The following is a 24,250-nucleotide window of genomic DNA, read 5'->3' as shown; positions in this document are numbered from 1 at the left end:
GAAATCGGGCGTCAGTTTTCCGGACGGCAACACGTGGAACCGTTCCCGCCACCGTTGACGGACACGACCGAGTCGAGCACGACGTCCGCGTTGGTCGGCGCCGCGGCGCTCGGACCTGCGGCGATGACGCCGGCGGAGAGAACGACGCCAGTCAGCGCGGCGATCCGCAGGCCGATCTTCTTGGTGGTGGCCCGAACCGAGGCGGACTGGTCGTGGGTCTCCGGCAATCTCATTGCTTCTCCTGTTGGTGAGTAACGGTTTCTTGCACGACCCCGATTGACGGGGAAGATCAGTGTCCCGGCTCGAAACGCAGGACCGACGGCGTCCGCTCCGGGAATCCCAGGCGCAGCAGGCCTATCCCGAGTCCGGCGAGTCCGGTGAGGAGTCCGGGGGTGGGCACGCGGTCCGGGGTGACGCAGCGGGGACCGTCGCGGCGCAACGTCGCCAGCACTTCGCCCGTACGGCGGTGCCGGGTCGCGGCGGACCAGCCGCTCACGGACACGTCCGCATGGCCGAGTTCCCCGTGGCACAAGGACAAGTCGTCGTCCGTCCATTTGGAAGCATCGTGCTGGCACCACTGGGCGGGTCCGGCCGGTCCGTCCGGGTAGCGCTCGGCCAGCTCCCGTGCGTCGGAGCAGCCGATCTCCGCGTCCAGCGCCCGCATCGCCGCCGCCAGGCCGTGTTCCGGTTCGAACTCCGCCGCGGCGCCTGCCAGCCGAACGGTCGTGCGGGCCCAGCGAGCGACCTCGTCGTCGTCCAGCAACGTGGCGATCCTGGCCAGCCCGTAACCGATTCCGGCGAACCCCGTCAGGCCACCGGAGCCGACCGCGGCGATCAGGTCGTCGTTGCCCCGGAGCGCGGCCAGCAGATCGGGCACCGTCGCGAGTGCACGCCGCGCGACGTCGGTGTAGCGGCAGACCTCGCTGATCCGGCCGAGCTGGGCGAGGAACAGCGCCACACCCGTGTAGCCGTGCGCCAGTCCGGCCCCCATCGGCAGCACCAGCCACCGCGTGTCACCCACGGGTTCGAGACCGATCCAGTTGATCCGCTCGGTGCCGTAGCTGGTCGTGACGATCCGGTCGGCGATCGTGCAGGCCGCGGACAGCACCTCATCCGTGCCGACGGCGTGCTGCGGAACCTTGCCCGGACCCGCTCCGGTGACCGCGACACGGCGGGTTGCCAGTGCCGCGGCGATCACCCACTCCTGGTCGTCGCGGTCGAACTCGTCGAACGCGGACAGGGCCGCGAGCGCGTCCTCCAGCCCGGACGTGGCGAGCACGCCGGGAAGCTTTCCCTTGGCGGACAACAGGTCGTGACCGTCCGCGCGGGTCGTGAACAACGGGACGTCGCCCGTGTCGAGCTCGGCGGCCTCGAGCTCGGCCAGGCCGGGCAGGAAGTCCGTGGCGCAGGCCGCGGTGAACGCGGCGAGCCGGACGTCGGCGTCGCGCAGGAACTCCGGTCCGCGGGCGGCGGCGATGAGGCCGGCGTACTGAGCCGTCGGCCGCGGCACGATCCGCACCGGCACCGAGGCGCACCCGGCCAGCACGGCGGCGAACTCCGCACTGTGCAAGGAGATCGCGTCGTAGGTCTGCCGGAACCCGGACAGCACGGCGTCCGCGTGGTCGGCGGCCTCGACGGGCAGGCCCTGCCACGTCGGGCGGTTCGCGGCGCCGATCACGAACTCCGGCCGGAGGACCGCGCGCATCCGGTCGGTGCCGGCGTCGAGCCATTCCGTTGTGGTGCCGGAAGTCTCCTGGCCGGCGTCGCCGCCGACACCGGAGATGTCCACGAGCCCGTGCCGTCCGGCGACGGCGGGAAGGATGCCGGTGCGTGCGACCGAACGGCCGAGCGCGACTACGGCGGGATCGGGCCGCGCACCGGGAAGTTCCGCCTGGAAGAGGGTCTCCACGTCGATCAGCAGCGGCTGGTCGGCGCGGGTGATCACGTTCTGGTGGTGCATGTCCGTGGCGCGCAGCAGGTGCAGCACCGCGAGCAGGCCGCCGAGTCGCAGGAAGTACGCCGTGCCGTCGGCACAGGGCAGCGGAGCCGGCTCGACGTGCTCGGTCCAGCCGTAGCCGCCACCCGGCACCGCCTTGACGGTCGCGAGACCGAGGTCCACCAGGTCGTTCACCAGCTCCACGACGTGCGCGAGCGCGAGGTGGGCGTCGACGCCGCGCGGCTTGTAGACCAGCCGCTGCCCGTCCGCGAGCTCCAGGACCGTCGTCGCCCGTCCGCCCCGGTGGCGATCTCCGCCGGGACAGGCGGCGACGAGCGCGGACTTCGTGTCGAGCAGCGTGCCGGTCAGGCGGTCCTGGTCGGCCGCGTAGCGCGTGGCGAACTCGGCGACGATCTCGACCGCCGTGTCGCGTTCTCCGTCCAGCTCCCGGACGAGCACGGGGTAATGCTCGAAGTGCGCGCGGGTGAGGAAGTCCTGGAACCTCTCGTGCTCGTCCGCACCCTCGAGGTCGTCCGCCTGCTCCAGTTCGTGCACGAGGACCGGCGCCGCGAGGCGGGTGAGCCGGGTGGTGAGGAGCCTGGCGCACGAGGCGACCAGTGCGGACGGGTCGACGGCGTGCTCGGGCAGTGCGGCCAGTGCGGCGTGCAGACGGGCGCTCGCCGCGGTCACCCAAGGCTCCACGACGTGCGCGAACACGTCCGTGGGAGCGGGTGTGGCGCGGCAGGCGATCTCCATGAGACGAAGCGTGCCAGGGCGCTACCGGCGGGTCATGGGTGTAGAACACCACCATTGCGGCGGCGCTGCGCATGGGCCGCTACGCATCCTCACCCATGTCGCTCGCGAACCGCTTGAGCGCGTGCCGGTCGCAACCCTCCCCTCAGTGGCACCGAGCTGCGGTTTCCGAATGGTGGTGGCCGCCACGGATGAGGTTTTCGCTGGTGGACGGCAGATTTTGGGCCAGGCCGCAAACGGGGCCCGAAACACCGAGAACCACTACACGGAGGTGCATTCCGATGGAGAAGATCGTCGACGCGACCGACCTGCTGACCATGGGCTTCGAGGACGACGCGCTGCTGATGGAGGACAACTCCCTCTGCACGCTCTGCTCCTGGACCTCGAGCCAGAACTGACCGGATCTCCGGTAATGCGGTGGGCCGCCTTCGGGCGGCCCACCGCAAGTCCCTCCTCAGGCAGGTGAGTTCCATGCGACGACGCGTTGCCCCGGACCCGATCCGGCGCGAGGCCGGCGAGATCGCCGCCTCCTGCGCCGACACCTACACCGTGCGCGGCGAACCGTTCTGGTGGCACTTCGACCCGGTGGCCGACCGTCCGGCCCGCCGCCAGGGCTGGAAGATCCACGTGAGCGCCTCGCCCCAGCACGCCCCCGAGGTGCTGCGCCGGGTGGCCGCCGTCGTCGTTCCGCTGTCACTGCGCTGGAAGGCCGCGCGGTCCATCGACAAGCTGATGGACCTCAGCTCGCCGCCGTCCCCGCTGACCCAGTCCGGCAAGTTCATCACCATCTACCCCGAGTCGGACGTCGAGTCGCTCGCGGCGTCGTTGGACGCGGTCACCCGCGAGTTCGACGCGCCCGTCGTTCCGTCCGACCGCCGGTTCCGGCCGCACAGCAACGTCTACCTCCGCTACGGCGCGTTCGTCGGGCAGAGCGTCTTCGATGCTGTCGAGCAGAGCCTGAAGTACGTGCTCGTCGACCCGTCCGGCCGCCGCGTGGAAGATCGGCGCGCGCCGGGGGTGGCCGCGCCGGACTGGATCGACGACCTGGTGCCCGCGCGGCCGCGGGCGTTCCTGGAACGGCCCGGCAGCGGGCTGTTCGGGCGCGAGATCGTCGTGCAGGGCGTGCTGCGGCAGTCGGTGAAGGGTGGCGTGTTCCGCGTCCTGCACCGGGGTGTGCCGGCGGTGCTGAAGGAAGCCCGGATCGGGACCACACCCGATCGGCTCGGCCGGGACTCGCGCACCGCTCTGCGCAACGAGTGGCAGCTGCTGCGGGCGTTGAGCGGTTCGGGGCTCGCGCCTGAGCCGTTGGCGTTCTTCCACCAGGAGGACAACGCGTACCTGGTGCAGGAGTTCCTGCCCGGACGGACGTTGCGGGCCGAGGTGGAGCGCCGGAACTACCGCTCCGAGGTGTCGCCGGTCTCGTTGCTGGAGCTGCTGGCCGGGGTGCGGCGGCTGGTCCGGGAGGTCGAGGCCCGCGGGATTCGGCTGCTCGACCTGACTCCGAACAACATCATGGTCGACGGGTCGCGGCTCGCCGTGATCGATCTCGAGCACGCCGGGCTCGTCGACTCACCGGAGCCTCCGTTCGTCGCACACACGCCGGGGTACGTGCCGCCTTCCGCGCCTTGGGCCGCGGACACGGAGTACGCGCTGGCCGCGATCGGGCACTACGTGCTGACCGGCATCGATCCTTTCCTGGGACGGGACGTCGGCTACGCCTCGCATCTGCCGGCCGTGCTGGACGCTTTCGCGCCGCCCGGGCTGGACGCGACGGCGTTGGACGACATTCGCACCCGGTTGGGCGCCGTGGCGACGGCGCCTGTCGCGGACTCGGCGGTCGAGGAAGCGGTCGCGGGCTCGGCTGTCGCGGACTCGGCTGTCGCGGGCTCGCCTGTCGCGGACTCGGCTGTCGCGGACTCGCCTGTCGCGGAAGCGGTCGAGGCCGGCGAGGAGCTCGTCCGCCTCGCCGAGTGGGACCGCCACCCGTGGCCGTGGCCCCAGCGCTGGGCTCCTGGCTCGATGCACCCCGCCTCCTTCATGGCGGGCACGGCCGGGATCGCGCGCTACTACCTCGACCTGTGGGAGGCCACCGGCGACGAGGCGTGGCTCAAACACACCGACAAGCTCCTGACCTGGACCGTCGAGAACAACCCGGTGGTCCCCGGCCAGACCCCGCCGGGCCTGTACTTCGGCCTCGGCTCACTCCCGTGGCTCATGACCGACCTGGCGAAAGCCGGCCACGAACCCGACCTGTGGCACCGGGAAGCACTGAGGTTCGCCGACGAGCTCGCGGCGATCGACGTCCACGGCTGGGACATCACCCACGGCTGGGCGGGCGTCGGGCTGGCGAGAACGGCGTTGCTGCGCGCCACGGGCGAAGGGGCGGACGAGGTCTCGAAGATCATCGTCAGGATCCTCGCCGGGGTGTCGACGAAGGACGGCATTCCGGCCTGGCCGAACAACGGCTCCGCGTTCCACGGGTTCGCGCACGGCAGCGCGGGTGTCGCGTACTTCCTGCTGCACGCCGGACGAGCCGTGGACGACCCGGTCGCCGTCGACCTGGCCGTCGCCACCGGACGTGCGCTGCTGGCCCACGCGATGCCCGCCGCGAAAGGCCTGTCCTGGCCGCACAAGCCGAACAGCGACACCGTCTGGTCGCACTGGTGCAACGGCGCGGCGGGTGTCGGCGTCCTGCTGCACGCGCTGGCACAACACACCGGGGACGACGATCTGGCCCGAGGCGCGATCGACGCGGGCCGGGCGATCACGACCGCGCGGCCGTTCGGGAGCACGTGCCGCTGCCACGGGCTGGCGGGGGACGGGGACTTCCTGCTCGACCTGGCGGCGGACCACGAGGAGTTCCACGAGGGCGCCGTCCACATCGGACGCAAGCTCGACGCGCTGCGGTTCCGGGACGGGTTCGCCGTCAAGTGGGCGCCGGAAGGTCTCGGCGTGCCCCGGCCCGACTACATGCGCGGCTACACCGGCGTGCACGCGTTCCGGCTTCGGCTCGCGGGCCACGTCGCCCGTTCGCCACTGACCCTGCGACTCGAGGAGCGACCGTGAACCTCACCGACCTCCTGGTCCACGAGATGGTCGTGGACTGGGGCTCCAACCGGCGCGTCATCACGACGCGCAACGGCGAGACGGTGTTCGAGTGCGTCGTGAGACCGGCCCCAGGCCTCACGTACGTCACGGAATGCCTGCCGCAGCGCGACGATCCGGCGATCGTGGAGCACCTGGCCGAAGTGCTCGTCCACCTCCAGGGGCTCGGCATGAACGACATCGTCGCGGTCCACCCGGAGTTCTGGGACGTCGGTGGCACGGACTGCGGCCGCATCGTGCCGATGTGGCTCAAGCTCGACAGCGAGATGATCGCGTCATTCGAACGCGCGCTGCCGGTCGGGTACCGGATCGCACCGTTCACGAACGACCTGCCGGGCGACGACCACGACCGCGGCGTGTTCGAGGAGATCGTGTCCGGCCAGTACGGGCCGCTCATCGACGACGCCAGCCTGAGGATCGTCGCGGACGGGACCAAGGGCGCGATCGCCGTGACGGAGGACCGCGGTGTGCCGCTGATCGGGCACCTCGTGGTCGAGTCCGGGCAACGAGGAGCGGGCCTGGGCAAGACGTTGCTGGTGCGCAGCATGCTCGCGCTCGCGTCCGCCGGATACGCCGACTGCCGCCTCAACGTCATGGCGGAGAACTTCACCGCACGCCGGCTGTACCGGTCGATCGGCTTCGTGCAGGACCGCGCGACGCTCAAGGCGAGCCGGGTGACGTCATGAGCGTGACGGTGCTGTCGGTGGAGTCCGCGTGGATTCCCGGCGTGCTGGCCGACCTGCGCGCGCGACACGGGAAGGTCCGCTACTACCTGTCGGCCGGGCGGCCGTTGTGGCTGAAGGAAGAAGAAGGTCCCGCTGACCTGACCACGGCGTTGCTCAGGTGCCACGACGAACGCGAGGCACGGCTGCGTGCCGAGGTCAGGGCCGTGCGTGAGTGGCTGGCCGAGGGCGGCAAACGGGCCGTGGTGGTCGAACTGTTCGGTGCGCCGACTCACGACGACGTGCGGTTCCTTCAGGAGTGCCGCATGCGGCTGATGCGCGGGGAAGCGCAATCGGTGACCGTGCTCCGGCACATCCGCGGCACGCTGCCGGCCGAAGGCGACGAGATCCTGGCGATGCTGCGCCTGGCCGGGGGATCGGTGCCGGAGAACGAGTTCCGCGCCTGGCAGGCCGCCCACGGCTGGGACGACTCGCTCGTGCACGCCGTGACGTCCACAAGGGACGGTCTGCGCACCTACGCCACCCCGGTCGTGCGCCCGTTGCCGATCACCCCGGAACTGGCCGCGGAGGTCGTCACGAGCTCACGCGCGCCCCTTTCGACGGCCGCGCTGCTCACCGACCCCGTGCTGGCGCTGCACGCCTTCACCGCCGGTGCCGCCGCCGAAGCCGCCGGTCAGGGACGCGTCCTGTCGCGCTACGCGGGCAACCTCTACCGGCGCGCGCTCCAGTCCGGCGACATTCCGCACGGCGCGGCGGCGAGCGCCTACCTGGCGGCGCTGGTGGCGGACCGCCGCCGGGTCTCCGGCACGCTGGCCGGTCTGATCCTCGGCCAGGCCGCGAAGTGGGACGTCGAACCGGCACAGCAGGCGATGCTCGCCTACAGCCTCGGCCAGTTGCTCGCCAAGGACCCCGACCCGGCCGAGCGCTCGTCTGCCGCCCGGTGCTTCGCGCACGCCCGTGAGCTGGACGTGCCGGTCACCCAGGTTGCCGCGTCGTTCAACGGCGCCGCGCTCGCCCTCTACCGCGACCGCGACCTCGACGGTGCCGTGACCAGCATGCGGTCCGCGCTGAAGCTGCTGGAAGGCCACGACACCGTTGCCGACCAACAGGTCCAGCTCCTGACCAACCTGGCCAAACTGCGCCGCGGCACGCCTGAGGCCATGGGCCTCTACCGGCAGGCGTGGGGGATCGCGGACGACGTCGCCAACGCCACCTACGTCGCGTCCGACCTCGTGCGGGTGCTGCTGGACGCGGGGGAGGAGACCGAGGCGGAGGCCGTCGCCGTGCGGCTGCTCGACCTGTTCGACCGCGCGGCCGACACGAACCAGGCGAGCGAGAAGGCCGTCTCCGCGGTCTGCTTCCGGCTCGCCGACCGGCGCCTGGCCGCGGGCGCGACCACCGAGGCGGCACGCTGGTACCTCGCCGCGGTCAGCCGGATGCGCCGCGGCGCCCCGGACGTCGTCGACGCGGTCCTGCGCAACCTCGGCGAACAGCCGGAAGCACTCCTGCGGGAACGCGCCGCGCACGCCGTCGTCGCCGAGGATCTCCTGGCACTGCGAGGTCTGCTGGCCGGTGCGGCATGACGATGCTCTCGCCGGGCGGCGACCTGCTCGCCCTGACACGACCGGGCGAGGTCGGCCTCGTGGACGTCGCTCCGGACGGCGACACCCACCTGGCCGCGACCGACTGGATCCCGGCCGGCGACTGGCATCTCGCCGGCTGGGCCACCCCGACCCTGCTCGCGTTGCGCCGCCGAGGCGAACTGGGCCTTCTGGACACCGGCCACCGGATGCTGACGTCGACGCATCCGGTGGTCGGACGCACTTTGCGTTACAACGGCGAGGAAGCACTGATCGCGGTCGTGCGCGACGGTCGTCCGATGCTGTGCGTGCACCGCCCCGACGACGGCAGTTACCGGCTCCTCGACGGCACCGAGGGCGTGCGGTCGGTCGCCGCGTGGGACCGGAACACCCTGGTCTTCACCAGCGACCGGGGAGTGACGCTGATCCAGGACGGCGACCGGATCGACCTCGACGCGGTGTCGGCGGCAGGGGACGGGCCGCTCGTCGCGCTGACCGGCGAGGGCGAACTGCCAGGGGTGCTGGACCTCGCGACCGGCCAGGCCCGTTGGTACGCAGGGGGAGGCGCGGGCATCGCGGTCTCGCCGTCCGGCCTGCTGCTCACGATGGCCTGGACCGACCACCGCTACGTCCACCGGGTGCTGGATCGGGATGGTCACGTCATCGGAACGCCGGTGCCCGACCACGGGATCGCCACCGACCTGAGTTTCACCGCCGACGAACGCCACCTGCTCGGCCGCCACCAGTCCCCGGCCGCGTCACCCGCGCTCGTCCGGTGGGACATCCACAGTGGACGAATGCAGTCGCTGCCCGGCCGGCAACGCGAGGAGATCACGGTCCGCTGGCGACACCGCGAGTCGGCGCAGTCGCCGGAATGGCTCTACGAACCGGAGAACGGCCACGGCGGCGTGGTGCTGCACCTGCACGGCGGCCCGCGCAGTCAGCTCAGGCAGATCCACGAACCGGTGATCGCCGCGCTGGTCGACGCGGGCTGGACCGTCATCGGCATGAACTACCCCGGCAGCTCCGGCTACGGGGACTCGTTCCGCGACGTCGTGGTCGGCGACTGGGGCGGTGCCGACGTCGCGGCTGTCGTCGCCCGGCTGCGCGACCTGCGTGGCGACCGGCCGTTGTGCCTGTACGGCCAGAGTTACGGCGCCTACCTGGCCCTGCTCGCCGCCGCGCCAGAGTTGGTGGACGCCGTCGCGGTGTGGGCGCCGGTCACGGACGTCAACGCCTTGCTGGAGTCCGCGACGGGCCTGCACCGCCAGTGGCTCAGGACCGAACTCGGCGCGCTGGCGGAGGATCCGGACGAGTTGCGTGAACGCAGTCCGATCCACCGGCCGTTCACCGCACCACGGCTGATGATCGGGCACAGCGAAGGGGACGACAGGGTTCCGGTCGGCCAGTCGCGGGCCTTCGTGGAACGGCTGGGGGCGGCGCGTTACGTGGAGCAGCAGGGGAACGGCCACGAACCGGCGGACATGGCCGCGTGGACCGCCGCCGTCGTGGCGCACCTGGCAGACCTGATGGCCCCCACCGTGCGTGAGGAGGTGTCGGCGTGAAGACGTTGCTCTGGCAGGCGGGCCGTTGGCGGTTCGCCCTGTTCTGCGTGCTGGCGGTGCTCCAGGGTCTCGCCCCGGCCGCCGCCATCGCCGCGTCGGGCGTGCTCGTCGCCGGACTACCGGACGATCCCGCGCAGGCCACCCTCGGGCTGGCCCTGTTCGGCACCGCACTTCTCGTCGGTACAGTGCTTTCCGCGGTCCTGGACCACGAAGCCGCTGTTCTCGACGGCCGGTTCGCCCACGCCGTTCACGACACCGTCGCCGGCGCCACCCTCCGCACCGGCGCCGCGAACCTGGCGGATCCCAGGACCACGAAGGAACTGGGCGCGCTGGCCGAGTTCGAACGCGTCGACGGCTTCGTCGGCACCGTCTCCGCCCTCAAGGAATTGCTCAGGCAACGGGCGACCGGCGTCGGCGCCGCCGTGGTGCTGGCGACGTTCGCCTGGTGGGCGCCGATCGTCATGTTCCTCGGCTGGCGCGGCCTGAGCTTCGGCGTGCGGAAGTGGCTCGACCACGGCATGACCCTCGGCGCGCAGCAGGGCGAGAGCGCGATGCGCCGCGCCCGTTACCTGCGCGGCCTCGCCGTGGACAGCCCCGCTGCCAAGGAGATCCGCGTGTTCGGCCTGGCCGGGTGGCTGGTGCCGCTGTACCGCGACTCGTATCTCAGCGCGCTGAAGGTCGTGTGGGCGGGACGGAAACTGGGCATGCGCACGGTGTTCGCCGCGACCGGCGGTGTGCTGCTCGCCCATCTCGTCGTCCTGACCGCGATCGCCCAGACCACCACCACACCGGCGGAGATCGTCGTCTACGCCCAGGCGGTGCTGTCCACGAGCGCGCTCGGCTACGTGTTCGGCGCCGAGATCCCGCTGGCACGTGCCCGCAAGGTCGCGGAACTGGCCCGGACGCTCGCTCGGCGCCTCACCGCGGCCCCACCACGCCCGCAGGTGGTCGCGCAGGCCATTCAGCTCACCGACGTCCACTTCGGCTACGCCGGCAAGCCCGTTCTGAAGGGAATCGACCTGACGGTCCCGAAAGGACAGTCGCTGGCGATCGTCGGCGAGAACGGGGCGGGCAAGAGCACGCTCGTCAACCTGCTGTGCGGCATCCACCAGCCGGACAGCGGTGAGATCGTCATGCCCGGCAAGGTGAGCGCGATCGTGCAGCGGTTCACCCGCTTCGAACTTTCGCTGAAGGACAACATCGGGTTCGGAGAGGAAGGCGTCGAAGAAGCACTGGAACGCGCGGGCGGCCTGGGGCTGCTCGAGGACCTCCCGCACGGCTGGGACACGGTCCTGTCGTCCTCGCACCCGAACGGCCGTGACCTCTCCGGCGGTCAGTGGCAGAAGGTCGCACTGGCCAGGGCGCTCCGAGCGGTGGAGTCCGGCACCCTGATCATGGACGAACCCAGCGCGAACCTCGACGTGCTGGCCGAGGAAGAGCTCTTCGCCCGGTTCAGCGAACTGGCCGGCGAGATCACCACCATCCTCGTGTCGCACCGGCTCGCGTCGGTGAGACACGCCGACCGCATCGTCGTCATCGCGGACGGCCGCATCGCCGAGGACGGCACCCACGCCGAACTGATGGCGGCGAACGGGCAGTACGCCGCCATGTACTCCTTGCAGGCAGAACGGTTCGCGGAGGTGAGTCATGCGTGAGATCCGCGTGCTGGTCGCGATGGCGTGGCGGGTGGACCGCAGGCTGACCCTCGCGATGATCGCCGAACCGTTCGGCAACACCCTCGTGCTGCTGTCCGGCCTGTGGCTGGCGATGCTCACCAACGGCGTCATCCAGAACGACATCCGCCAGGTCGTCATCGGTGTCGCCGCACTCGTGCTCGGCGCCGGACTCGGCTGGCAGCTCGACCTGTCGGCCAGCCAGTGGCGGATGGTGCTGGGGGAGAAGGTCGCGCACGCGTTCGACACCGAGATCGCGCGCCTGTCCGCCGAACTGCCCACCCTCGACCACTTCGAACGCGCCGAGTACCAGGACCAGCTCGAGATCCTGCGGCAGCGGCAAGGTCAGCTCGGCAACTCGATGAGCGCTCTCGCCGTCACGATCAAGGCGATCTGCGCGGGCCTCACCGTCCTCGTCCTGCTGGTCGTCGCGCACCCGGCGATGCTCGCGCTGGTCCTGCTCGCACTGCCAGCCCTGCTGATCACGAAAGCCCAGCGGCGGTGGCGCGCACAAGCGGAAGATGAGTCAGCGCTGCCCGGCCGCACGGCCCGTCACCTGCGCGCGGTCGCCCAGGACCGGGACGCCGCCGTGGAGATCCGGCTCTTCGGACTCGCCGACAACCTCGAACGCCGCATCGGCACGCTCTGGAACGCCCAGCGCCGGCCGATCGAGCACGCCGAACGCAAGGTCGCGCTCCTCTCGCTCGCCCAGCAGGTCCTCTACGTGATCGGCGTGATCGCCGCCGTGGGTTTCGTGCTGCACCAGGCGATCCAGGGCAGATCCGCGCCCGGCGACGTGGTGCTGGCGATCTACCTCGGCCAGCAGGTGCAGACCGCGGTGATCTGGCCGATCCAGGCCGTCGCGGGCTTCGGCCGCACCCTGCACACCGTCAGCCGCTTCCTCTGGCTGGCCGACCACGCCCACACGGCGACCGGCAACGAACGAGCACCAGAGCAGATCGTCGAGGGCATCCGGCTGGAGAACGTGTCCTTCCACTATCCCGGCACCGACAAGTGGGTGCTGCGCAACGTCTCGCTGACCATCCCGGCGGGTGCGGCACTGGCCGTGGTGGGCGCGAACGGCGCCGGCAAGACCACCCTCGTCAAGCTCCTGACCAGGATGTACGAGCCCACCGAAGGCCGGATCACGGTCGACGGCGTGGACCTCGCCGACCTGGACGTCCACGACTGGCGCGCCAGGCTCGCCGCGGCGTTCCAGGACTTCGCCCGCTTCGAGTTCACCGTCCAGCACGCCGTCGGCGTCGGCGACCTGGACCACCTCGACGACACCGAGCACGTCCGCGACGCCATCACCAGGGCCGGCGCCGACGTGCTGGACCAGGACGCCCAGCTCGGCACGTCGTGGGGCGGCACCGACCTCTCCACCGGCCAGTGGCAACGAATCGCGCTCGCCCGCGGCCTGGCCAGGACCACCCCGCTGGTGCGGTTCTTCGACGAACCGACCGCCTCGCTGGACGCGTTCACCGAGGACGCCCTCTTCGACAGCATGACCAGGGCCACCGACGGCGCGAACGGCATGATCACGATCCTGGTCACGCACCGCTTCTCGACCGTCAGATCGGCGGATCTCATCGTCGTGCTCGCCGACGGCGGCGTCGCGGAACGCGGCTCACACCGAGCGCTGCTGGCAGAGAACGGCCGCTACGCGCGGCTCTACCGGTCGCAGGCGGACGCGTTCGCCGATTGACCTGCGGGAATGGACGTCCGGCAGCTGCGTTACTTCCTGGCCGTCGTGGACCACGGCAGCGTGAACAAGGCCGCCGCCCTGTACGTGGCGCAACAGCGAGGGCGGTCTGATCGAGGCGCCGCTTCTCGCGTTGTGGGGTGAGCACGGCTTTGTCGGCCGTCACTACGACGTTCTGGACGTCTGGCGGGAGTACGCGAGGGACGTGCGTGGGTTCGCGTTGCCGTGTGACCACTACCTGCCAGAGGAACGGCCGGACGAGGTGGTGGCCGCGTTGAAGGACTTCTTCCGGTCCTGACTTGCATCCGGTGCCCGGGTACGGGTTTACCGTCGAGGCATGAGCGAGATTTGGGCGCCCGAGGCGTGCACGTTGCCGAGGGCGGAGAGACCGTTCCGCGTGGCCGAGTTCGACGAACTGCTCGCCACCGCCGAGCGTCACCGTCCGGAAAGGACACGGCTGGTGCTGACCCTGGAGCCACGGCCGGAAGTCGCGGCCCGCGCGGCGGATCTGGCGGTGCGGGAGACGGGCTGCTGCTCGTTCTTCACGTTCGAGCTCACGGCGACCGGCGGTGGCCTCAGCCTGGCGATCTCGGTGCCGGACGCGCGGGCCGACGTGCTCGACGCGCTGGCGGCGAGATGAACGCGCTGCGCACCGGCGAGGTGGCCGAGGCGGCAGGCGTGAACCGGGAGACGCTGCGCTACTACGAGCGCGTCGGCCTGCTCGCGCGGCCGGAGCGTTCGCTGGGCGGGCATCGGCTCTATCCGCGCGAGACCGTGTCCGTGATCCGGACGATCAAGGCGGCGCAGCGGCTCGGGTTCACCCTGGACGAGGTGGCCGAACTGCTCGCCGTCGGCTCCCGTCGCCCTGGCCTGCGCGAACGTGCCGAGGTGAAGCTCGGTGAGGTGGAAGCGAAGATCGCGGACCTGGAGGTCGTCCGCGACACGTTGCGTGCGGCGATCTCCGCCGGTTGTGACGACCTGGTCGCCTGCTCGCACACGCCGTCGTGCCCGCTGCCGTTCGTCGGCTTGGCGGTGAGCGGTGAAGGCTCCTGCTGCTAGGCGGACGGGGAGGTTCGCGCTCCTGGCCGGGGCCGCCTGCCTGCTGTGCTGTCTGGTTCCGGTGGCCGGCGTCGCGGGTGCCGCGGGTGTGGTGGCCGCGATCAGCGTGGGGCAGGTGCTGTCGGTGGTCGCGGCCGTGGCTGTCACAGGTGCCGTGGCCTGGTGGGTGCTGAACCGTCGCCGCCGGCACCGTTGCACCGGCGGAGGCTGCGGGTGCAACGGGATATCGTCCTGATCATCTGATCGGGAGGGTGTCGTGCCGGGGTTCGTCGCGGGCATGGAACGGCACCAGGTCGCCGTCTACCTCGGCGCACTGGCCGCGGGCGGGGCGGCCGGTTGGGCCGCTCCTGGCGCGGGGCCGTTGCTCGAACACGCCATCAACCCCGTGCTGGCGGCCCTGCTGTACGTGACGTTCCTGCAAGTGCCCGTGGCAGAACTCGGACGTTCGCTGCGCGCGGGCCGGTTCATCGGTGCCGCTCTTGTCGTGAACTTCGCGGTGGTGCCGTTGGTGGTCGCCGCGTTCTACCCGTTCCTGCCCGCTGATCAGGCGATCAGGCTGGGCGTGCTGTTGGTGCTGCTCGCGCCGTGCGTCGACTACGTGATCGTGTTCAGCGGTCTGGCCGGTGGCGACAGTCAGCGCCTGCTCGCTGTCACGCCACTTCTGCTGATCGCGCAGATGGTGTTGTTGCCCGGGTATCTGCTGCTGTTCCTCGGCTCCGGCCTGGCGGTGGTCGAGCCGGGGCCGTTCGTCGAGGCCTTCGTGGTGCTGATCGCGATCCCGCTGGCGTTGGCATGGCTGACCCAGGCGTGGGCGGGGAAGCGGGTCGGCGTGATCAGCACGACGATGGTGCCGTTGATGGCCGCGACCCTGTTCGCCGTGGTGGCGTCGCAGGTGCCGAAGCTCGGGGACGACCTGCCGCAGGTCGTCCGCGTGGTGCCGTTCTACGTGGGTTTTCTGGTGGTCATGGCGTTCGCGGGACTGGTCGTCGCGCGGTTGTTCCGCCTGGACGTGGCTTCCGGGCGCGCGATCGTGTTCACCGGGGCCACGCGCAACTCGCTGGTCGTGCTGCCGCTGGCACTGGCGTTGCCCGACGACCTCGCTGCTGTCGTGGTGGTCACGCAGACGCTGGTGGAGGTGGTCGGCATGGTCGTCTACGTGCGGGTGGTGCCGCGGCTGCTGCCGTGACGCGCTCGGCCAGGACCTGCCAGCCGGCGCTGAGGGTGCGCACCAGCCGAGTCGGATCGGGCGTGTCGTCCGGGGTCTGGAGGTAGAGCAGGATCGGGCCTTCCAGCGCGGCGACGAGCTGGAGCGCGAGGATGCCGCCGCGCGCGTCGTCCGGGCAGGCCTCCGCCAGGAGCATCTGGACGTGGAACAGCGACGGGCTGTCGGCGAGGGGGATCGGCCGGGCGGGGTCGAGGGACGCACGGGCCAGCGCGCTGTGGCCGACCAGGAACTCGAGCCGCGCCCGGCCGTACGCGACCAGCCGCTCGACCGCCGGTGCGCCAGGCCCCAGCGGTGGCGGCCCGGTCATCACGCGGTGCTGAAAGCGCTTCTCCTCCTCGTCGAACAGCGCGACGAAGATGCCCGCACGGGTGCGGAAGCGGCGGAACACCGTGCCCTTGCCCAGCCCGGCCCGTTCCGCGAGGCCGTCCATGGTGACGTTGCAGGCACCGAGTTCGGCGGCCATCTCGCGGGCCACGTCGAGCAGATGGGCACGGTTGCGCGCGGCGTCGGCCCGTTCCTCACGAGGCGGGCCCAACGGCAGCGCGACCGGTTCCACGGAACGTCAGGCCTGCTGTGAGGCGAGCTGACGGTCGCGCAACGGGGCGAGCGCGCTGCTCCAGGCCACGAGCTCGTCGAACATCGTGGACAGCGTGGCCGCCTGGAACTCCGACGGGTGGAACTCGGTGAAGTTCGTGAACTCGGTGAACATCGACAGCGACACGCTGGTGCGCACGTCGGCCAGCTTGAGCTCGCCCGCGACGAGGCGGAGGTGCTCGACGGCCCTGGCGCCGCCGACGCCGCCGTAGGAGACGAAGCCGACCGCCTTGTTGTTCCACTCGGCGAACAGGTAGTCGATCGCGTTCTTCAGCACGCCGGACGTGGAGTGGTTGTACTCGGGCGTGACCATGACGAACCCGTCGAAGCCCGCGATCTTCGACGACCACGCCTTGGTGTGGTCGTGCTGGTACTGGCCCATGATCGGCGGCATCGGCTCGTCGAGGTGGGGCAGCGGGAAGTCCTTGAGGTCGACCAGCTCGAACGTCGCGTCGTCGCGCCGCTCCGCGTGCTCGAGGACCCACCTCGCCACCTGCTCGCCGTTCCGGCCGGGGCGGGTGCTGCCGATGATGATTCCGATGTGCGTCATGTCCTGGAGTCCTTTGCCGAGCCGAGTTAAGCGGACTATACCCCGCTTCTGGAAGTGGACTTTACCCCGCTTGGGTCGGGACTGTCCGGTGCCGTGGGTCACATCCGCTCCGGCGCCAGTCCGGTCAGGAATCGAGAAGCAACGGCCACCCGGTGGCGCCTAGCGTTGCCGGCATGACCTCATTCGACGCGATCACCCTCGAAGTGGCCGACCTCGCGGCCGCCGAACGCTTCTACGCCAACGCTTTCGGGCTCGGCTCCCGGCTGCGTCTGCGGGAGAGCCAGGAACCGGCCACCGGCTTCCGCGGCTTCACCCTGTCCCTCACGGTGGCGCAGCCCGCCGACGTCGACGTCCTGCTCGGCGGCGCGATCGACGCCGGCGCGACCGTGCTCAAGCCCGCCGCGAAGTCGATGTGGGGCTACGGCGGAGTCGTGCAGGCGCCGGACGGCACCATCTGGAAGGTCGCGACCTCGCAGAAGAAGAACACCGGCCCGGCCACCGGGCAGATCGAGGACGTCGTGCTCCTGCTCGGCGCGACGGACATCGTCGCGAGCAAGCAGTGCTACCTCGACCAGGGTTTCACCGTGGAGAAGAGCTTCGGCCGCATGTACGTCCAGTTCGCCGGCTCCGGTGCGGTGAAGCTGGGGCTGTACCGGCGGCGTGCCCTCGCGAAGGACGCCGGGGTGCCGCCCGAGGGCTCCGGCTCGCACCGGATCGTGATGATCGGCGCCCAGCAGTTCGTCGACCCGGACGGGTTCGCGTGGGCGTCAGGGCAGACGGCCGGCCAGCTCGGCGCGTGAGCGGATGCCGAGCTTCGTGTAGACCTTGCGCAGGTGGTACTCGATGGTCTTCGGGCTCAGGAACAACGCGGCGGCGACCTCGCGGGTGGTCCTGCCCTCCGCGAGCAGGAGTGACACCTGCAACTCCTGCGGCGTAAGGGTTTCGGCCGGCGCGCGACGCTTGATCGTCTCACCTGTCGCGCCGAGTTCGACCGCCGCGACCTCCGCCCACCGGGCCGCGCGGAGGTTCTCGAACGTCTCCAGCGCGGCGTGCAGGTGCGGCCGGGCGTCCACCCGCCGCCGGGCGCGGCGCAGGCGGGCCCCGTAGGCGAGCCGGGTGCGCGCGGTCTCGAAGTCGTCCAAAGTCCTTTCGTGGAACCGCAAGGACGCCTCGAAGTGCGTGTCGAAGGCGGGACTGAGCATGCCGATCGTCCGCTCGGCGCGTCCCATCGCCCACGGCTGGTCTTTGGCCGCGGCTTCGGCACGGTAGCGCCGCGCGACCTGCCAGGCGTCCTCGTGCCTGCCCAGTCGCACCAACGCGTCGGCGCGTTCGGGCGCGGGCGACAGGTCCGGGTCGGTGAGCTTGAGGTCGTCGAGGAGTGCCGCGAGTTCTTCCAGGTGTGCCAACGCCTTCTGCGGATCGCCGAGCCCCAGTTCCAGCTCTCCCAAGGCGAACAACGACCAGACACGTCCGATGTGGATGTCCCGGGCGCGGCAGAGGGGCAGCGCCTCCGCGACGAGCGCGCGGCACCGCACCTCGTCGCCCAGTCGTGCCCGCAGCCACGCCAGGCCTGCCAGGCACATCGCGAGGTCGGTCTCCTGCCCGGTCTCCCGCGCCAGCCGGGTCGCCTCGTCGTAGGTGGCTTCGGCCCGCACCCACTGGTTGGTGGTCGCCTCGTCCCTCGCGACGTGGAACAGCAACGACGGCAGCGTTCCCACGGCTGCCTCCGCACGCGCCTGTCCGACGATGCGCCTGAGCTCGGCGCCGGAGTCGGTGTCCCGCAGGAACAACGGTCCGATCATCAACCACCACGGCCTGCGCCGGTCGTCTCGCCACTCCGGCGAGGCGGCGAGCAGGCCGGCCGCGGAACGGATCTGGTCGGCGCCGCCCTGGTTCGCGAGAATCCGGGCGGCGCCCGCCGCCATCTGGCCGAGCCCGAGTGCCTGCGGCGTTGTCACCTGCTCGAGCAGCGCCTCGATCTCGTGGGCCAGCGCGATCGCGGACGTGGCGTCGCCGAGGTAGAAGCACGCGTTCACGGCGTCGGCCAGGAACACGATCCCTTCGTCCGGGTCGCCGGACTGACGGGCAGCGGTCCAGCACAGGTCGCGAGCCTCGGTCAACGAACCGGTGCGCGCCGCGATCGCTCCGCGCAGTTCCAAGGCCCTCGGCCCGTTCGACCCGCCTTCGTCGAGCAACGCGACGGCGCGCGGCGTGGTGCCGGCGAGCCACGCCGACTCCGCCGCCGTCACGCACAGCAGGGAATGCCGTTCGACGTCCGGGCTCAGTCGCGCGGCCCGTTCGTACGCGGCGGCCGCGACGTCGTGCGCACCGCGTTCGTGGGCCCGCTTCGCCGCCCGCTCGAGAAGATCGGCGACGCCGGCGTCCGGTCCGACGGAAGCCTCGGCCAGGTGCCAGGCGTGCCGGTCGGCGTCGTGCGGCCCAACGGCTTCAGCCACCGCACGGTGGATCGACCGGCGCCGCTGCGGATCGCAGTCCCCGTACACGGCGGACCGGATCAGCGGATGACGGAACTCGACCCGGCCGTCGGTGATCCGGACCAGTCCGGCGCTCTCGGCCTCGGCCAGCGAGTCGACGGCGACACCGAGCAACCGGCACGCGTTCGCGACCACCCGCAGGTCGTTGCCCGCCACCGAGGCGACGGTCACCGCCGCCCGCCCGCCTTCACCGAGCGACCGGGCCTGCGCCGCGAACTCGTGGGCCAACGCTGCGGACACCGGCAGCGGCGCCTCGGGAGAGACGTGCTCCAGCCGGTGCCCGGCCAGTTCGATCAACGCGAGCGGGTTGCCCGCCGTCGCGCGGTGCAGCCGCGCGATCAGGTCGGGCGACAGGGCCACGTCGGAACGGCTCGACACCAGCTCACCCGCGGCCGCGAGGTCGATGCCGGACAACGGCAGCGCGGGCAGTCCGGGATCGGGGGAGCGTGAGGTGGCCAGCAGCACGATCGGATCGGCGACGAGCCGGCGCGCCGCGAACGTCAGCGCGTCCGCCGACGGCCGGTCGACCAGGTGCAGGTCGTCCAGCAGCACCGCGACCGGCCGCTCCTCGGCGAACCGGCACAGCAGGCTCAGCGTGGCGGCCCCGACCGCGAACCGGTCGATGGCAGGCCCAGAGCTCAGTGCGAGTGCGACGGACAACGCCTGGGCCTGAGGACCCGGGATCTCGTCGAGACGGTCGAGCGCGGGCCGCAACACCTGGTGCAGGGCGCCGAACGGAATCTCCCGCTCCGGCTCACTCCCGGCGGCCTGCAGGACGTTCATCCCGGTGGCGCACTCGGCCGCGAACCGCAGCAGCGCGGTCTTGCCGACACCGGGCTCACCGGTGATCGCCAGGACACCACCGTGCCCGAGCCGGGCGCTCGCCACGAGCCGCTCGACCTGACGACGCTCGGACTCGCGTCCCATCAGCACACGGGGGAGTGTAAGCAGAACCCGGCTTACTAGGTGGGGCACCTGATGCGGCCGTCCCGTTGGCGCTCATAGGTTTCGACCCTCACCGGAGGGAAAAGCAGATGACCACGACAAGACCCGAGGTAGACACCGACAAGCTCATGCAGTTCGTGTTCCGCGCCGTCGACGAGGTGGGCGCCACGCTGAACGCCGCGCTCGTCGTCATGGGCGACAAGCTCGGCTACTACCGCGCGATGGCGTCCGGCGAGCCCATCAGCCCCGCCGAGCTCGCCGACCGCAGCGGCACCGCCGAGCCGTACGTGCGGGAGTGGCTCAACGCCCAGGCCGCCGGCGGTTACGTCACCTACGACCCCGCTACCAGCCGATACACGCTGCCGATCGAGCACGCGGTGGCGTTGACGGTCGAGGACAGTCCCGCGTTCCTGCCCGGAATGTTCCAGATCGCGCTGGGCACCGTGCGCGACGCCGAACGGGTGCTGGACGCGGCCCGCAGCGGCTCCGGGGTCGGCTGGCACGAGCACAACACGGACGTGCACCTCGGCTGCGAGCGGTTCTTCCGGCCGAGCTACGCGGCGAACCTGATCGAGGGCTGGCTGCCCGCGCTCGACGGGGTGACCGCGAAGCTGCACGCCGGCGCGAGGGTCGCCGACGTCGGCTGTGGCCACGGCGCATCAACAATCCTGATGGCACAGTCCTTCCCGAACTCGACCTTCACCGGGTCGGACTACCACCCCGAGTCGATCCAGATCGCCCGCGAACGGGCGGCCGCCGCCGGAGTCGCTGACCGCGTGACGTTCGAGGTCGCCTCCGCCAAGGACTTCAGCGGCACGGGCTACGACCTCGTGACCATGTTCGACTGCCTGCACGACATGGGCGACCCGGTCGGTGCGGCACGGCACGTCAGGGACGCGGTGGCGGCCGACGGCACGTGGATGATCGTCGAACCGATGGCGGGTGACCACGTCGAGGACAACCTCAACCCCGTCGGCCGCACCTACTACGGCTTCTCCACGCTGCTGTGCACGCCGGCCTCGCTGTCGCAGGACGTGGGTCTCGCGCTCGGCACCCAGGCCGGGCCCGCGCGCATCCGCGACGTGGCGGTGGCCGGTGGGTTCACCCGGTTCGCCGGAGTGGCCCAGACCCCGTTCAACCAGGTCCTCGAAGTCCGCCCGTGAAAGCCGAGCCGCGCCCGGTGCGCGAGGCCGACCGGACCGGGTTCGCCGAGCGTGCCGGGGTGCGGCTCGCGTTCCGGGTCTACGACAACCCCGGCAGGCCGACGGTGCTGATGATGCCGACGTGGTCGATCGTGCCGTCGAGGTTCTGGAAGGCGCAGGTTCCCTACCTGGCAAGGCACTTCCGGGTGGTCACCTTCGACGGGCGGGGGTGCGGCGACTCGGACCGCCCGACCGGCACCGAGTCCTATGTGGACACTGAGTATGCGGCGGACGCGATCGCCGTCCTGGACGCCACGTCCACCGACCAGGCCGTGCTGGTGGCGTTGTCCCGCGGGGACGCCTGGTCGGTGCTCGCGGCCGCGCGTCACCCGGACCGCGTCACCGGCATCGTCGCGATCGGCCCGGCCAGCGGTTCGCTCATTGGTGCGCAGGTGCAGGAGAAAGCAGCCTGGGAATCGACCGAGGGCGGCGTCAAGTACAACCGGCACCACTGGCTGAACGGCGGCTACGACGACTTCGCCGACTGGTTCTTCGCGAGGATGTTCCCTGAACCGCACTCCACCAAGCAGATCGAGGACGCCGTGCGGTGGGCGCACGAGGTCGAGCCCGCCACACTCGTCGACACGACGGCCGGCCGGAACAGCTCCGGGTCCATCGAGGACGACTGCCGCAACGTCCGGTGCCCGGTGCTGGTGATCCACGGAACCGACGACCGCATTCGCCCGCACGCCATCGGTGAACGCCTCGCCGAGCTGACCGGCGGCTCGCTGGTGTTGCTCGACGGTTCCGGGCACGGCGTGCACGCCCGCGATCCGGTGCGGATCAACCTGCTGGTCAAGGAGTTCGTCGAGAGCGTGCACCCCGCGGCGCGGCGCACCAGGTCGTCCCGAGCGATCATCAGGCCTCCGCGAGCGCTGTACCTGAGCTCACCGATCGGCCTCGGCCACGCCCGGCGCGACCTCGCCATAGCGTCCGAGCTGCGCAAACTGCATCCGCGCCTGCAGATCGACTGGCTCGCGCAGCACCCGGTCACCGAGGTGCTCGGACCGGCGGGGGAGCGGATCCACCCGGCGTCCGCGTGGCTGGCGAACGAGTCATCCCAAGTCGAGGACGACGCCGGTGAGCACGACCTGCACGTGTTCGAGGCGTTCCGGCGGCTGGACGCGGTGCTGGTCAACAACTTCATGGTGTTCAACGACGTTCTCGACGCCGAACCGTACGACCTGGTGATCGGCGACGAGGCGTGGGACGTCGACTACTTCCTGCACGAGAACCCGGCCCTGAAGCGGTTCTCGTTCGCCTGGCTGACGGACTTCGTCGGCTGGCTCCCGATGCCGGACGGCGGCGCACGCGAGCAACGCCTGACCGCCGACTACAACCTCGACATGATCGAGCAACGAGCCCGCCTGCGCCGCGTGCGCGACCGGTCGGTGTTCGTCGGCAACCCGGACGACGTGATCTCCCTGCCGTTCGGCGAGGGCCTGCCCGCGATTCGCGAGTGGACGGAGCAGAACTTCGACTTCTCCGGCTACGTCACGGGATTCGACCCGCCGGACGAACGTGAGCGCGACGCGTTGCGCCGGCGGATCGGCGTCCGCCAGGACGAGAAGCTGTGCGTGGTCACGGTCGGCGGCTCCGGCGTGGGGGCGTCGTTGCTGCGGCGCGTGCTGGACGCCGTACCCTCGGCGACCCGGCGGGTGCCGGGATTGAGGTTCCTCGTCGTCACCGGCCCCCGCATCGATCCGGCTTCGCTGCCCGAACACCCCGGCGTCCAGATCCGCGGCTACCTCCCGGACCTGCCCCGGCACCTCGCCGCGTGCGATCTGGCGGTGGTGCAGGGCGGCCTGACCACGTGCATGGAGCTGACCGCCGCCCGGCGCCCGTTCATCTTCGTGCCGTTGCGCCACCACTTCGAGCAGAACTTCCACGTCCGGCACCGGCTCGAACGCTACGGCGCGGGCCGGTGCATGACCTACGAGGAGGTCGTCGATCGCGAGGTCCTGGCCGCCGCCATCGCCGAGGAGATCGGACGCGAGACCACCTACCGCGCGGTCGAGTCCAACGGAGCCTCGGTCGCCGCCTCCCTGCTGGCGGAGTTGCTCTGACGGTCGACGGGGACGTCCCGCGTCCGTGCGGCGTGCTCGTGCCATCCGCGCTGGTCCCGTCGGAAGACCGGGAAGACGAACGCCCCGCCGACGAACAACGCCACGACGAGCAGGTCCCACCAGCCGATGCCGATCAGCGGCGACAGGACCGTCGCGTAGGCCACGAAACCGGTGAGGCCGAGCAACTCGCGCAGGGCGAGCTGGGCCGGGTTGGCGCGCGACCCGTCCAGGGAACGGATCCGGTAGTGCAGCAGGATTCCCCCGATCGTCATCCCGTTCGCCGCGGCGGGCAGCACGACGCGGAACGCCACGAGCACGCAGACGGCCCACAGCGGGTCCGAGTGCAGCACGAGCTTCGCGATCACGATCACGAACACGAGCTCGGAGATCAGGCCGATCAGCCTGCGCGGCACGGTGACGGTGCCGCTCGGCGCGGCCGCCTCGTCCGACGACGGCACCCTGGGCACCACGAACGCGGCCGGCGCCATCATCCATCCCAGCAGGCCGCCGAAGGTGTTCGAGATCAGGTCGTCCACGTCGGCGATCCGGTACGGGCACGGGTAGAAACCGAGGTTGCCGGTGTACTGCACGACCTCGATGGCCAGCGACAGCCCCATGCCGATGGCGATCACGGCGAGCGGCCCCTTGCCGTACGCCTTGCGCAGCACGACACCCAGCGGGACGAACAGCACGACGTTGAACAGCTGCTGAAGGAACGCCTGCGACTGCACCATCGCCAGGATGCCGGAACGTCCGTACGCCGCCATGTTGTTGTTCATGTCGGTGACCCACTGGAACGGGACCGTGGACAGCATCTGGTCGCCCGTGCACAGCTTCGCCACGTCGGAGGGGAACGGCAGGAAGATCAGCGCCAGCGCGACGAGCCCGTAGAGCAGCAGGCCGTACAGCACGAACGCCCGGCGCGGCTCCACCCGCCGGAATCGGAAGTAGTGCAGCAGCACGAGCGGAACCAGCACCAGCAACCCGACACCCACGAACGCCAGGAAACCGGTCCGGGCGGTCTCCCAGTACGACGCCATCATGAGCGATCCAATGCCCGCGAACGGCTGCGGTCAAACCAAGATTCGCGAAGATGGGGCGAATGGACGCGGGG

Annotated in this window: 20 protein-coding genes and 1 pseudogene; 15 read left to right on the top strand and 6 right to left on the bottom strand. The window is 70.9% G+C overall.

The features are described 5' to 3' along the window. Positions 1-11: 11 nt before the first annotated feature. Positions 12-233: a hypothetical protein gene (locus BM417_RS07810; RefSeq protein WP_093589289.1), complete on the bottom strand. Its 222-nt coding sequence runs from the start codon at positions 231-233 to the stop codon at positions 12-14. A gap of 56 nt (positions 234-289) precedes the next feature. Next, positions 290-2,692 (bottom strand): type 2 lanthipeptide synthetase LanM family protein, encoded by a 2,403-nt coding sequence (locus BM417_RS07805; protein WP_093589286.1) that lies wholly within the window; start codon positions 2,690-2,692, stop codon positions 290-292. A 468-nt stretch (positions 2,693-3,160) separates the two neighbouring features. Between BM417_RS07805 and BM417_RS50460 the strand changes: the two are divergent. From BM417_RS50460 to BM417_RS07755, 12 genes and pseudogenes are all read left to right on the top strand, one after another. Then, positions 3,161-3,721 (top strand): annotated as a pseudogene (locus BM417_RS50460) (class III lanthionine synthetase LanKC N-terminal domain-containing protein); the annotation flags it as partial. A gap of 655 nt (positions 3,722-4,376) precedes the next feature. After that, on the top strand, positions 4,377-4,820 hold the full coding sequence (locus BM417_RS50255; RefSeq protein WP_407656135.1) for a pentapeptide repeat-containing protein: 444 nt from the start codon (positions 4,377-4,379) through the stop codon (positions 4,818-4,820). Next, positions 4,709-5,755 (top strand): lanthionine synthetase LanC family protein, encoded by a 1,047-nt coding sequence (locus BM417_RS50250; protein ID WP_407656134.1) that lies wholly within the window; start codon positions 4,709-4,711, stop codon positions 5,753-5,755. Before BM417_RS50255 ends, BM417_RS50250 begins: the two co-directional genes overlap by 112 nt. After that, on the top strand, positions 5,752-6,480 hold the full coding sequence (locus BM417_RS07795; protein WP_093589280.1) for a GNAT family N-acetyltransferase: 729 nt from the start codon (positions 5,752-5,754) through the stop codon (positions 6,478-6,480). The genes BM417_RS50250 and BM417_RS07795 overlap by 4 nt, the downstream gene beginning before the upstream one ends. Next, positions 6,477-8,060, top strand: coding sequence for a hypothetical protein (locus BM417_RS07790; RefSeq protein WP_143138553.1), 1,584 nt, complete (start codon positions 6,477-6,479; stop codon positions 8,058-8,060). Before BM417_RS07795 ends, BM417_RS07790 begins: the two co-directional genes overlap by 4 nt. Continuing rightward, a complete protein-coding gene (locus BM417_RS07785) occupies positions 8,057-9,622 on the top strand; it encodes an alpha/beta hydrolase family protein (protein ID WP_093589276.1) in 1,566 nt (521 codons plus the stop codon). The genes BM417_RS07790 and BM417_RS07785 overlap by 4 nt, the downstream gene beginning before the upstream one ends. Beyond that, on the top strand, positions 9,619-11,277 hold the full coding sequence (locus tag BM417_RS07780) for an ATP-binding cassette domain-containing protein (protein WP_093589273.1): 1,659 nt from the start codon (positions 9,619-9,621) through the stop codon (positions 11,275-11,277). The genes BM417_RS07785 and BM417_RS07780 overlap by 4 nt, the downstream gene beginning before the upstream one ends. Then, the gene (locus BM417_RS07775) at positions 11,270-13,003 is read left to right on the top strand and encodes an ATP-binding cassette domain-containing protein (protein ID WP_093589271.1); all 1,734 of its coding nucleotides are present in this window, start codon (positions 11,270-11,272) and stop codon (positions 13,001-13,003) included. The genes BM417_RS07780 and BM417_RS07775 overlap by 8 nt, the downstream gene beginning before the upstream one ends. A 130-nt stretch (positions 13,004-13,133) precedes the next feature. Next, a complete protein-coding gene (locus tag BM417_RS07770) occupies positions 13,134-13,298 on the top strand; it encodes a hypothetical protein (RefSeq protein WP_218164384.1) in 165 nt (54 codons plus the stop codon). 39 nt (positions 13,299-13,337) lie between these two features. Next, entirely contained in the window at positions 13,338-13,640 is a 303-nt protein-coding gene (locus BM417_RS07765) for a hypothetical protein (protein WP_093589268.1), read from the top strand. Beyond that, positions 13,637-14,059, top strand: a complete 423-nt coding sequence (locus tag BM417_RS07760; RefSeq protein ID WP_093589265.1) for a MerR family transcriptional regulator — start codon at positions 13,637-13,639, stop codon at positions 14,057-14,059. The genes BM417_RS07765 and BM417_RS07760 overlap by 4 nt, the downstream gene beginning before the upstream one ends. Before the next feature lie 277 nt (positions 14,060-14,336). Next, positions 14,337-15,245 (top strand): arsenic resistance protein, encoded by a 909-nt coding sequence (locus BM417_RS07755; RefSeq protein ID WP_093590889.1) that lies wholly within the window; start codon positions 14,337-14,339, stop codon positions 15,243-15,245. Here BM417_RS07755 and BM417_RS07750 read toward each other — a convergent pair. Both BM417_RS07750 and BM417_RS07745 read right to left on the bottom strand, forming a co-directional pair. Next, on the bottom strand, positions 15,175-15,840 hold the full coding sequence (locus BM417_RS07750) for a TetR/AcrR family transcriptional regulator (RefSeq protein ID WP_093589262.1): 666 nt from the start codon (positions 15,838-15,840) through the stop codon (positions 15,175-15,177). The genes BM417_RS07755 and BM417_RS07750 overlap by 71 nt on opposite strands. 6 nt (positions 15,841-15,846) lie before the next feature. Beyond that, positions 15,847-16,428, bottom strand: a complete 582-nt coding sequence (locus BM417_RS07745) for an NADPH-dependent FMN reductase (protein WP_093589259.1) — start codon at positions 16,426-16,428, stop codon at positions 15,847-15,849. Between the two features lie 173 nt (positions 16,429-16,601). Between BM417_RS07745 and BM417_RS07740 the strand changes: the two genes are divergently transcribed. Next, positions 16,602-17,228: a VOC family protein gene (locus BM417_RS07740; RefSeq protein ID WP_093589256.1), complete on the top strand. Its 627-nt coding sequence runs from the start codon at positions 16,602-16,604 to the stop codon at positions 17,226-17,228. Here the strand turns inward: BM417_RS07740 and BM417_RS07735 are convergent. Then, positions 17,196-19,850: a helix-turn-helix transcriptional regulator gene (locus tag BM417_RS07735; RefSeq protein WP_245821831.1), complete on the bottom strand. Its 2,655-nt coding sequence runs from the start codon at positions 19,848-19,850 to the stop codon at positions 17,196-17,198. The genes BM417_RS07740 and BM417_RS07735 overlap by 33 nt on opposite strands. 107 nt (positions 19,851-19,957) lie before the next feature. Between BM417_RS07735 and BM417_RS07730 the strand changes: the two genes are divergently transcribed. Continuing rightward, positions 19,958-21,031 carry a class I SAM-dependent methyltransferase gene (locus BM417_RS07730; protein WP_093589250.1) on the top strand — a complete coding sequence of 358 codons (1,074 nt, stop codon included), beginning with the start codon at positions 19,958-19,960 and terminating at the stop codon, positions 21,029-21,031. After that, positions 21,028-23,136, top strand: a complete 2,109-nt coding sequence (locus BM417_RS07725) for an alpha/beta hydrolase (protein WP_245821768.1) — start codon at positions 21,028-21,030, stop codon at positions 23,134-23,136. The genes BM417_RS07730 and BM417_RS07725 overlap by 4 nt, the downstream gene beginning before the upstream one ends. On the opposite strand, the gene BM417_RS07720 is transcribed toward BM417_RS07725, so the two are convergent. Further along, positions 23,073-24,179, bottom strand: coding sequence for a VanZ family protein (locus tag BM417_RS07720; protein ID WP_093589247.1), 1,107 nt, complete (start codon positions 24,177-24,179; stop codon positions 23,073-23,075). The two genes, BM417_RS07725 and BM417_RS07720, sit on opposite strands and share 64 nt — an antisense overlap. Between the last annotated feature and the right edge of the window lie 71 nt (positions 24,180-24,250).

Origin of the sequence: Lentzea waywayandensis (assembly GCF_900115955.1) — a bacterium.
GTDB lineage: Bacteria > Actinomycetota > Actinomycetes > Mycobacteriales > Pseudonocardiaceae > Lentzea > Lentzea waywayandensis.
This window is presented reverse-complemented; position numbering and strand designations above follow the sequence as displayed.

Coding starts and splice junctions, on each gene's coding strand:
- BM417_RS07810 (WP_093589289.1), bottom strand. CDS start 233: ATGAGATTGCCGGAGACCCACGACCAGTCCGCCTCGGTTCGGGCCACC.
- BM417_RS07805 (WP_093589286.1), bottom strand. CDS start 2,692: ATGGAGATCGCCTGCCGCGCCACACCCGCTCCCACGGACGTGTTCGCG.
- BM417_RS50250 (WP_407656134.1), top strand. CDS start 4,709: ATGCACCCCGCCTCCTTCATGGCGGGCACGGCCGGGATCGCGCGCTAC.
- BM417_RS07790 (WP_143138553.1), top strand. CDS start 6,477: ATGAGCGTGACGGTGCTGTCGGTGGAGTCCGCGTGGATTCCCGGCGTG.
- BM417_RS07785 (WP_093589276.1), top strand. CDS start 8,057: ATGACGATGCTCTCGCCGGGCGGCGACCTGCTCGCCCTGACACGACCG.
- BM417_RS07775 (WP_093589271.1), top strand. CDS start 11,270: ATGCGTGAGATCCGCGTGCTGGTCGCGATGGCGTGGCGGGTGGACCGC.
- BM417_RS07765 (WP_093589268.1), top strand. CDS start 13,338: ATGAGCGAGATTTGGGCGCCCGAGGCGTGCACGTTGCCGAGGGCGGAG.
- BM417_RS07760 (WP_093589265.1), top strand. CDS start 13,637: ATGAACGCGCTGCGCACCGGCGAGGTGGCCGAGGCGGCAGGCGTGAAC.
- BM417_RS07755 (WP_093590889.1), top strand. CDS start 14,337: ATGGAACGGCACCAGGTCGCCGTCTACCTCGGCGCACTGGCCGCGGGC.
- BM417_RS07745 (WP_093589259.1), bottom strand. CDS start 16,428: ATGACGCACATCGGAATCATCATCGGCAGCACCCGCCCCGGCCGGAAC.
- BM417_RS07740 (WP_093589256.1), top strand. CDS start 16,602: ATGACCTCATTCGACGCGATCACCCTCGAAGTGGCCGACCTCGCGGCC.
- BM417_RS07735 (WP_245821831.1), bottom strand. CDS start 19,850: ATGGGACGCGAGTCCGAGCGTCGTCAGGTCGAGCGGCTCGTGGCGAGC.
- BM417_RS07730 (WP_093589250.1), top strand. CDS start 19,958: ATGACCACGACAAGACCCGAGGTAGACACCGACAAGCTCATGCAGTTC.
- BM417_RS07720 (WP_093589247.1), bottom strand. CDS start 24,179: ATGATGGCGTCGTACTGGGAGACCGCCCGGACCGGTTTCCTGGCGTTC.